This is a genomic window from Hallella seregens ATCC 51272, assembly GCF_000518545.1.
In the GTDB taxonomy this organism is placed as follows: domain Bacteria; phylum Bacteroidota; class Bacteroidia; order Bacteroidales; family Bacteroidaceae; genus Prevotella; species Prevotella seregens.
Genome location: NZ_JADU01000017.1, coordinates 96699 through 104282, shown reverse-complemented (window position 1 = coordinate 104282; position 7584 = coordinate 96699). Strand labels below are relative to the sequence as shown.

General features: G+C 51.7%; 8 protein-coding genes and 1 rRNA gene. All 9 read left to right on the top strand.

What is annotated here, in order from left to right; translation table 11 throughout:
* The first annotated feature begins 113 nt into the window (after positions 1-113).
* The 9 genes from rrf to L888_RS0107090 all read left to right on the top strand — a co-directional run bounded on the left by rrf (position 114) and on the right by L888_RS0107090 (position 7559).
* Positions 114-226: ribosomal RNA gene (gene rrf / locus L888_RS0107125) — 5S ribosomal RNA — on the top strand.
* A gap of 459 nt (positions 227-685) precedes the next feature.
* Positions 686-1528, top strand: a complete 843-nt coding sequence (locus L888_RS0107120) for a FimB/Mfa2 family fimbrial subunit (protein ID WP_052323286.1) — start codon at positions 686-688, stop codon at positions 1526-1528.
* 200 nt (positions 1529-1728) lie between these two features.
* On the top strand, positions 1729-2895 hold the full coding sequence (locus L888_RS0107115; protein ID WP_015298527.1) for a sensor histidine kinase: 1167 nt from the start codon (positions 1729-1731) through the stop codon (positions 2893-2895).
* Between the two features lie 132 nt (positions 2896-3027).
* Positions 3028-3549, top strand: a complete 522-nt coding sequence (locus tag L888_RS0107110; RefSeq protein ID WP_015298526.1) for a YceD family protein — start codon at positions 3028-3030, stop codon at positions 3547-3549.
* Positions 3550-3571: 22 nt separating this feature from the next.
* Positions 3572-3757 (top strand): 50S ribosomal protein L32, encoded by a 186-nt coding sequence (rpmF, locus tag L888_RS14055; protein ID WP_006848356.1) that lies wholly within the window; start codon positions 3572-3574, stop codon positions 3755-3757.
* Positions 3757-4776, top strand: coding sequence for a beta-ketoacyl-ACP synthase III (locus L888_RS0107105; RefSeq protein ID WP_005844865.1), 1020 nt, complete (start codon positions 3757-3759; stop codon positions 4774-4776). The genes rpmF and L888_RS0107105 overlap by 1 nt, the downstream gene beginning before the upstream one ends.
* A 95-nt stretch (positions 4777-4871) precedes the next feature.
* The gene (gene era / locus L888_RS0107100) at positions 4872-5753 is read left to right on the top strand and encodes a GTPase Era (protein WP_027952395.1); all 882 of its coding nucleotides are present in this window, start codon (positions 4872-4874) and stop codon (positions 5751-5753) included.
* A 100-nt stretch (positions 5754-5853) separates the two neighbouring features.
* Positions 5854-7167 carry a ribosome biogenesis GTPase Der gene (gene der, locus L888_RS0107095; protein ID WP_005844861.1) on the top strand — a complete coding sequence of 438 codons (1314 nt, stop codon included), beginning with the start codon at positions 5854-5856 and terminating at the stop codon, positions 7165-7167.
* The gene (locus L888_RS0107090; RefSeq protein WP_027952394.1) at positions 7167-7559 is read left to right on the top strand and encodes a hypothetical protein; all 393 of its coding nucleotides are present in this window, start codon (positions 7167-7169) and stop codon (positions 7557-7559) included. The genes der and L888_RS0107090 overlap by 1 nt, the downstream gene beginning before the upstream one ends.
* Positions 7560-7584 lie beyond the last annotated feature (25 nt).

The following is a 7584-nucleotide window of genomic DNA, read 5'->3' as shown; positions in this document are numbered from 1 at the left end:
GGGCCCCATTTTTTCAGCCGTGGCGTTCCCTGTCCCGCTTTGATGCGGTGTCCGGGCGCATGTCTTTGTTTTTCTTTTTCAGTCCTGCCTTGTGCCGATGGTCATTCGTTATTTTTGGTGGCTGTTGCGGCGGTGTCCCACCTCTTCCCATTCCGAACAGAGAAGTTAAGCCCGTCTGCGCCGATGGTACTGCAATGCAATGCGGGAGAGTAGGGAGCTGCCTGCTTTTTGGTTCCCCGTCCACAGGAAGTGTGGGCGGGGGACTTTTTTGGTGGGGGAGGGAGGTGATAATAGGAGGTGATAGGCAATTATAGGCGGGGATAGGTAATGATAGGAGGTGATAGGCAGGGGTAGGGGATGATAGGAATTTATAGGCCAAGATAGGAATTTATAGGAGGTGATAGGCCTACTATGGGATAGGAAATCTGTTTTCCCTTGTAAAAAAATAATGCTCCTACTTTTATTTTTCGTTTTTCTTGCGTTGGTATAACCATAAAAAGGCTATATTTGCAACATTATTTACTAATCTTTTGATAATATGAACCACAATGGAATTGAGATGGAAAGGTGCAGGACCGACCGTAACGGCCGTGGAACTTGTACGAACAAGTGTTGGACAAGTATGGTCGGCATGTGTAGGCTGAGAACATGTGTGGCGTGGCTTTGTGCTGTCATACTATGTGGGATGACGTTTGGTTGCCAGAAAGTGGCCATTAATGACGTGGATCAGCCTGATGGGCAGGATGGCAAGATGCCCGTGGAATTCCGAGTGTCGGATTTGGAGCAGACGCCGTTTGCCGGGCCGGTGCAGTCACGCGGTACAGATGTTGGAGCCTCATGTAGCCATCTTAGCTTAGCTGTCTATCAGGGAGGGACTAAGACAGTGCAGATGAATCAGGAGTCTAAGGATGCCGACTACGGTAGTTTCCAGCTGTCGCTCCGCCCGGGTGCCTATCGCGTGGTCGTGATAGCTCACAATGGTGCCAAGGCTCCTGTGATGACCGACCCTGCAAAGATCTCGTTTGACGGAAAGGTGACCGATACCTTTTATGCTACAGAGGAGTTTACTGTTGAGGGTAGCGTGTCGCGTAGCCTCTCGTTGAGACGTGCCGTTGCGATGTTCCGCTTGGTGACTTCGGACACAGTCCCGTCTCGTGTCACAATGCTTCGATTCTACTATACGGGTGGAAGCTCTACTTTCGACGCCTTGAATGGAGTGGGATGTGTGAGCTCCAGGCAGACGGAGACGCGGGCGGTTACGTCGGACATGGTGGGCCAGCCAGCAACGTTCGAGGTCTACACTTTCCCTCGAAGTGATACCGGTTCACTGAAGATGCAGGTGACAGCTCATGATGCGGGTGCCAACGTTGTGGCACAGAAAACCTTTGACGAAGTGCCCGTTCGCCGCAATCTGATTACCCAATACAAGGGCAACCTTTTCGGGGGCTCGAGTGGAGACGAAAAGGCCTTGTTTAAAATAGGACTTTTCTCGGAAGATGAGTGGTCGACGAGAGAGCACACATTCTGAGAGAGCAGAGGGAAAGATAAGAGAGAATAGGTTGTTATAAGGTGGGATAGACTATTTAGGAGATGGCAGGGTCGAGTAGGAGATGACAGCTTGTTAGAAATATTATAGAAGAATTGGGAGGATGGTTGGGGAGTATCAGGTAGGGTAATGGGAGAGTCGGGGAGCAATAATAATTAAGGTGTGACGTTAGTATGAATATCATGCAATGGACAGACCGGATACGACAAGTAAAGATATTCCTGATTCTTGCGGCTATCTTGATAGCTGTCGCATCGCTATTGGTTTCGCATTTTCTGACCCAGGACTTGAAAGAACAGGAAAGGCACAGGATGGCGGTTTGGGCGGAGGCTATGCGCACGCTGAATAATGCCGATACAAATACAGACCTGAACCTTGTACTCAAGGTGTTGAACGACAACAATTCTATACCTGTTATCGTACTGGATGCACAGGGGAACGTGACAGAATTCAGAAATATAGCTTTGAAGACCGGTGCTCACCAAGACAGCATTGCAGAGATAGAAGCCATGGGCAAACGGTTGCTTGCCGAACATAAGAATATTCGCATTGGGCTTGGAGAACATACGCATGATTATATAGATGTGTGTTATGATGAATCGGTGATGCTGAAGCGTCTGGCGGTCTATCCTTTTATCCAATTAGGCATAGTCTTGATTTTTGTGGTGATTGCCATTTTTGCTTTGCTTACTTCCAAGCGTGCGGAGCAGAATAAGGTGTGGGTGGGTCTTTCCAAAGAGACTGCACACCAGCTGGGGACACCCATTTCCAGTCTAATGGCGTGGGTAGAGATTCTCAAAGAGAGTTATCCGAGCGACGGCCTTATTCCAGAGTTAGACAAGGACGTGCGCCGACTGCAGCTCATTGCAGACCGTTTTTCCAAGATAGGCTCGAATCCAAGACTTGTTCCTACCAGCCTCAATGATGTACTCGACCATGTCATTGAGTACATGGATCACCGCACCAGCAAAAATATAAGTCTGGTCAAAGATTTGCCCGCACACGATGTAATCGTTAATCTTAATCCCTCGTTGTTTGAATGGGTTATTGAAAACCTTTCCAAGAATGCAGTTGATGCTATGGGAGCAGATGGCGGTATCATTACCTTACGGGTGGGCGAGACTAATAGCCGGGCTATGATAGAAGTCTCAGACACTGGTAAAGGGATTCGCAAGAAAGACATAGGCAATGTATTTCGTCCCGGCTTTACAACCAAGGAGCGCGGGTGGGGCTTAGGGCTGAGCCTGGCCCGGCGTATTGTAGAGGACTATCATCGAGGTAAAATCTATGTCAGGAATTCTGAGATAGGACGCGGCACAACCTTTTGTATAGAGCTCCGCAAGTCGTGACGAAATGGGCAGCCTACGCTCCATCATGGCCGCTACAAATCAGTAAACTTGTACGTTTGGTGGAAACTTTTTTCCCGTGAAGTTGGCTTATTATCGGAAAAAAGTCGTAACTTTGCAGCCCAAAGCGTGGATATGTCTAATTTAGAGCAGTTTAAGATAGATTTGCACGGACTGGCCGAGGGTAACAATATCTTCGACTTTGACTTGGACGATTCTTACTTCGAGGCCATTGAGGCCCAGACAGTGAGGAGCGGTCATCTTCATACTACTCTGAACGTACATCGTGTCGAGGGTCTCTTCGACATGGATTTCCATACCGAAGGCTCTGTCATGGTGGTCTGCGACCTCTGCTTGGAGGAAATGGAGCAGCCCATCTCCACGGACAATCATCTCGTGGCAAAGTTTGGAGAAAAAAGCTCAGAAGACGATGAGCTCGTCACAGTTCGCGAGGATGAAGGAATACTCGACGTGGCGTGGCTTATTTATGAATTTATAGAGCTCGGCATCCCACTCAGGCATGTGCATGCACCTGGAAAATGCAACCCTGCCATGATGAAGATTCTCGAAGAGCATTCAGCCGCCCGAAGCGGTGCTGGTGATGTGCAGGAGGCTATGGATTCCCGATGGGCTGCACTTTTAAAATTAAAAGAATAAAATATTAAAACATTAAAAAATTATGGCACATCCTAAAAGAAGACAGTCAAAGACTCGTACACTCAAGAGAAGAACTCACGACAAGGCAGTTGCCCCCACGTTGGCCGTTTGCCCCAACTGCGGTGCTTACTATGTGTACCATACCGTATGTCCCACTTGCGGATATTATCGCGGCAAGGTTGCTATCGTTAAGGAAGCTGCTGAATAATGGGCAAGATTAACGCTACCATCACGGGTATTGGTGGATATGTGCCCGACTATATCCTCACCAACGAGGAGTTGTCGCGCATGGTAGACACCAGTGATGAGTGGATCACAACACGTGTGGGCATCAAGGAGCGCCGAATCCTGAAAGAGGAAGGCCTTGGAAGCAGTTACATGGGCCGCAAGGCGGCCAAGCAGCTGTTGCAGAAGACGGGCGTTGATCCTGACACCATTGATGCACTGATAGTTTCCACTACCACCCCTGACTACATGTTCCCTTCTACGGCCAGCATCGTACTGGGCAAGTTGGGATTGAAGAATGCTCACGCCTTTGACGTTTCTTGCGCTTGCTGTGGCTTCCTCTATGCCATGGATACCGCATCGGCAATGATTCAGAGTGGCCGTTATCATAAGATTATTGTCATCTCGGCCGAGAAGATGTCTTCGGTGGTTGACTATACCGACCGCCAGACTTGCGTCCTCTTCGGCGATGGAGCGGGTGCAGTGCTCGTCGAGGGTACCGAGGAAGAGGGCATCGGTCTGCAGGACTCTTACCTGCGCACCGACGGCAAAGGTCTTCCTTTCCTTCACATGAAAGCCGGAGGAAGTGTTTGCCCACCGTCACACTTCACCATTGACCATCATCTGCATTACATCTATCAGGAGGGCCGCAACGTGTTCCGTCATGCCGTGACCGACATGGGTGACGACATAGAAGAAATCCTCACTCGCAACCAGATGCAACCCAGTGATGTGCAGTGGGTTATCCCTCATGAGGCCAATCTCCGCATTATCGAGGCCGTAGCCAAGCGTGCGGACTTGCCGCTGGAGAAAGTGATGATCAATATCGACCACTATGGCAACACCAGTTCGGCCACCATTCCATTGGCCCTTTGGGACAATGAGGCCAAACTGAAGAAAGGCGACAATGTTATTCTGACTGCCTTTGGCGCAGGCTTTGTTCATGGTGCCTCCTATTATAAATGGGGCTATGACGGAGCTTCCGTGGCAGACAGCAAGTAACACTTCGCACCATCCAGACAGAAAAACGCATCTTTCACGCTTAAAAGAATGCGTTTTTTTGTTCTTGAGCTTCACGTTTAACTAAAAAGTCGAATATGCACAAGGCAGGTTTTGTAAATATAGTGGGCAATCCCAATGTGGGCAAGTCCACACTGATGAACCAGCTTGTAGGCGAAAAGATCAGCATAGCCACGTTCAAGGCCCAGACCACACGCCACCGTATCATGGGCATTGTCAACACGCCCGACATGCAGATTGTGTTCTCCGACACTCCCGGAGTGCTCAAACCCAACTACAAGATGCAGGAAATGATGCTGGCTTTCTCGGAGTCGGCCCTTGCCGATGCCGACATCCTGCTCTATGTGACCGACGTGGTGGAGAACCCCGAGAAGAACATGGACTTCCTCGACAAGGTGAAATCCATGACCATTCCCGTCATTTTGCTTATCAACAAGATAGACGAAAGCGACCAACAGAAGCTGGTCGCCGCTGTGGACAAGTGGCACAGTCTGCTCCCCAATGCCGAAATTCTGCCGATTTCGGCCAAGAACAAGTTTGGCACCGACATGCTGATGAAGCGCATTGCCGAGTTGCTGCCCGAGAGTCCGGCTTATTTTGAGAAAGACCAGCTTACCGACAAGCCCGCCAAATTCTTTGTTTCCGAGATTATCCGCGAGAAGATTCTCCGCTATTACGACAAGGAGATTCCCTATGCCGTCGAGGTGGCCGTGGAGCGGTTCAAGGAAGACGATCGCCACATCCACATCAATACCGTCATCTATGTGGAGCGCGATTCGCAAAAGGGCATCATCATCGGTCATCAAGGCACGGCCCTGAAGAAAGTGTCCACCGAGGCCCGCAAGAGCTTGGAGACGTTCTTTGGCAAGAAGATATTCCTCGAAGTCTTTGTCAAGGTAGACAAGGACTGGCGCAATTCTCAGAAAGAGCTCAACAATTTTGGATATAACCCGCAGTAGTATCACGCTATGAAGTGATGGGAAAAGGAGTTACTGGAGCGGCGGGGATAATGTCCTTTAACTTCTTGAACTCCCTTAACTTCTTTAACCCCTATACAATATGGCAAATTTAGTAGCGATAGTAGGCCGCCCGAACGTGGGCAAGTCTACGCTTTTCAACCGACTGACCCAGACCCGCCACGCCATCGTGAGCGATGTGGCCGGCACCACGCGCGACCGCCAATACGGCAAGTGCAGCTGGAACGGCAAGGAGTTTTCCGTGGTGGACACCGGCGGATGGGTTGTCAAGTCCGATGATATTTTCGAGGACGCCATTCGCCAGCAGGTGCGCATTGCCTCCGACGAGGCCGACCTCATTCTCTTTCTTGTCGACGTGGAGACGGGGCTCACCGATTGGGACGAGGACGTTGCCCTCATCCTGCGCCGTGCCAAGCTGCCCGTCATCCTTGTGGCCAACAAGGTGGACAACAGTGGCGAGGCCTATGTGGCCGCCGAGTTCTACAAGCTGGGCCTGGGCGAGCCCCACTGCATCAGTGCCGCCACGGGTGGCGGCACGGGCGATTTGCTCGACGTCATCCTTGCCAGTCTGCCGGCTGAGAACCGTGAAGAGATACAGGAAGACATTCCCCGCTTTGCCGTCGTGGGGCGTCCCAATGCCGGAAAGTCGAGCATCATCAACGCTTTCATTGGCGAAGACCGCAACATCGTAACCGAGATTGCCGGCACCACACGCGACAGCATCTACACCCGGTTCGACAAGTTCGGCTTCGATTTCTACTTGGTCGACACGGCCGGCATCCGTCGCAAGAATAAGGTCACCGAGGATTTGGAGTTCTACAGCGTCATGCGCAGCATCCGTGCTATAGAGAACAGCGACGTCTGTATCCTCATGATCGACGCCACCCGTGGCATCGAAGCTCAGGACATGAACATCTTCCAGCTCATCCAGAAGAACAACAAGAGCCTCGTGGTGGTGGTGAACAAGTGGGATCTTGTGCAGGACAAAGACCAGAAAGTCATCAAGACTTTCGAGAATGCCATCCGCGAACGCATGGCGCCGTTTGTCGATTTCCCCATCGTCTTCGCCTCGGCCCTCACCAAGCAGCGCATCTTCAAGGTGCTCGAGATGGCCAAGCAGGTCTACGTCAACCGTGAGACCCGCATCGGCACCACCAAGCTCAACGAGGTGATGCTGCCCATCATCGAGCAGACGCCGCCACCGTCCATCAAGGGCAAGTACATCAAGATCAAGTATTGCTCGCAGCTGCCCAACACGCAGATACCCTCGTTCGTGTTCTATGCCAACCTGCCGCAGTACATCAAGGAGAACTATCGCCGGTTCCTGGAGAACAAGATTCGCGAGAACTGGTCGATGCACGGCTGCCCCATCAACGTGTTTATCCGCAAGAAGTGATGGTGCGGCTGTTCCCATGGCTGTGGCTTCTGGTCTTCGTCTGCGCTTGCGGCTCCCAAGGCCCCTCGCCGGCCGACATTGCCGGCCACGCTGCCAAGATCTATTATGACCGGTTGCTGCAGGGCCACTACGACCAGTTTGTCGACGGGCGTTACCTGCCCGACTCCATCCCAGCCTCCTATCGCGACCAGCTCGTCACCAACATGCAGATGTTCATGGGGCAGCAACAGCAGGAGCACGGCGGACTCCGTGAGGTGCGCTACGTCTCGGCCACGGCCGACACCGCCCGCCATGTGGCCCAGGTCTACCTGCTCTTCGTCTATGGCGACAAGACCACCGAGCAGGTGCTTGTGCCGATGGTGGAGCACAGGGGCGTGTGGTACATGCGCTGAAACACAGCGGCGGAGCAATCCTCAA

Excerpts from the sequence above, each read along its gene's own strand:
- L888_RS0107120 (WP_052323286.1), top strand. The coding sequence starts at position 686 with ATGACGTTTGGTTGCCAGAAAGTGGCCATTAATGACGTGGATCAGCCT.
- L888_RS0107115 (WP_015298527.1), top strand. The coding sequence starts at position 1,729 with ATGCAATGGACAGACCGGATACGACAAGTAAAGATATTCCTGATTCTT.
- L888_RS0107110 (WP_015298526.1), top strand. The coding sequence starts at position 3,028 with ATGTCTAATTTAGAGCAGTTTAAGATAGATTTGCACGGACTGGCCGAG.
- rpmF (WP_006848356.1), top strand. The coding sequence starts at position 3,572 with ATGGCACATCCTAAAAGAAGACAGTCAAAGACTCGTACACTCAAGAGA.
- L888_RS0107105 (WP_005844865.1), top strand. The coding sequence starts at position 3,757 with ATGGGCAAGATTAACGCTACCATCACGGGTATTGGTGGATATGTGCCC.
- era (WP_027952395.1), top strand. The coding sequence starts at position 4,872 with ATGCACAAGGCAGGTTTTGTAAATATAGTGGGCAATCCCAATGTGGGC.
- der (WP_005844861.1), top strand. The coding sequence starts at position 5,854 with ATGGCAAATTTAGTAGCGATAGTAGGCCGCCCGAACGTGGGCAAGTCT.
- L888_RS0107090 (WP_027952394.1), top strand. The coding sequence starts at position 7,167 with ATGGTGCGGCTGTTCCCATGGCTGTGGCTTCTGGTCTTCGTCTGCGCT.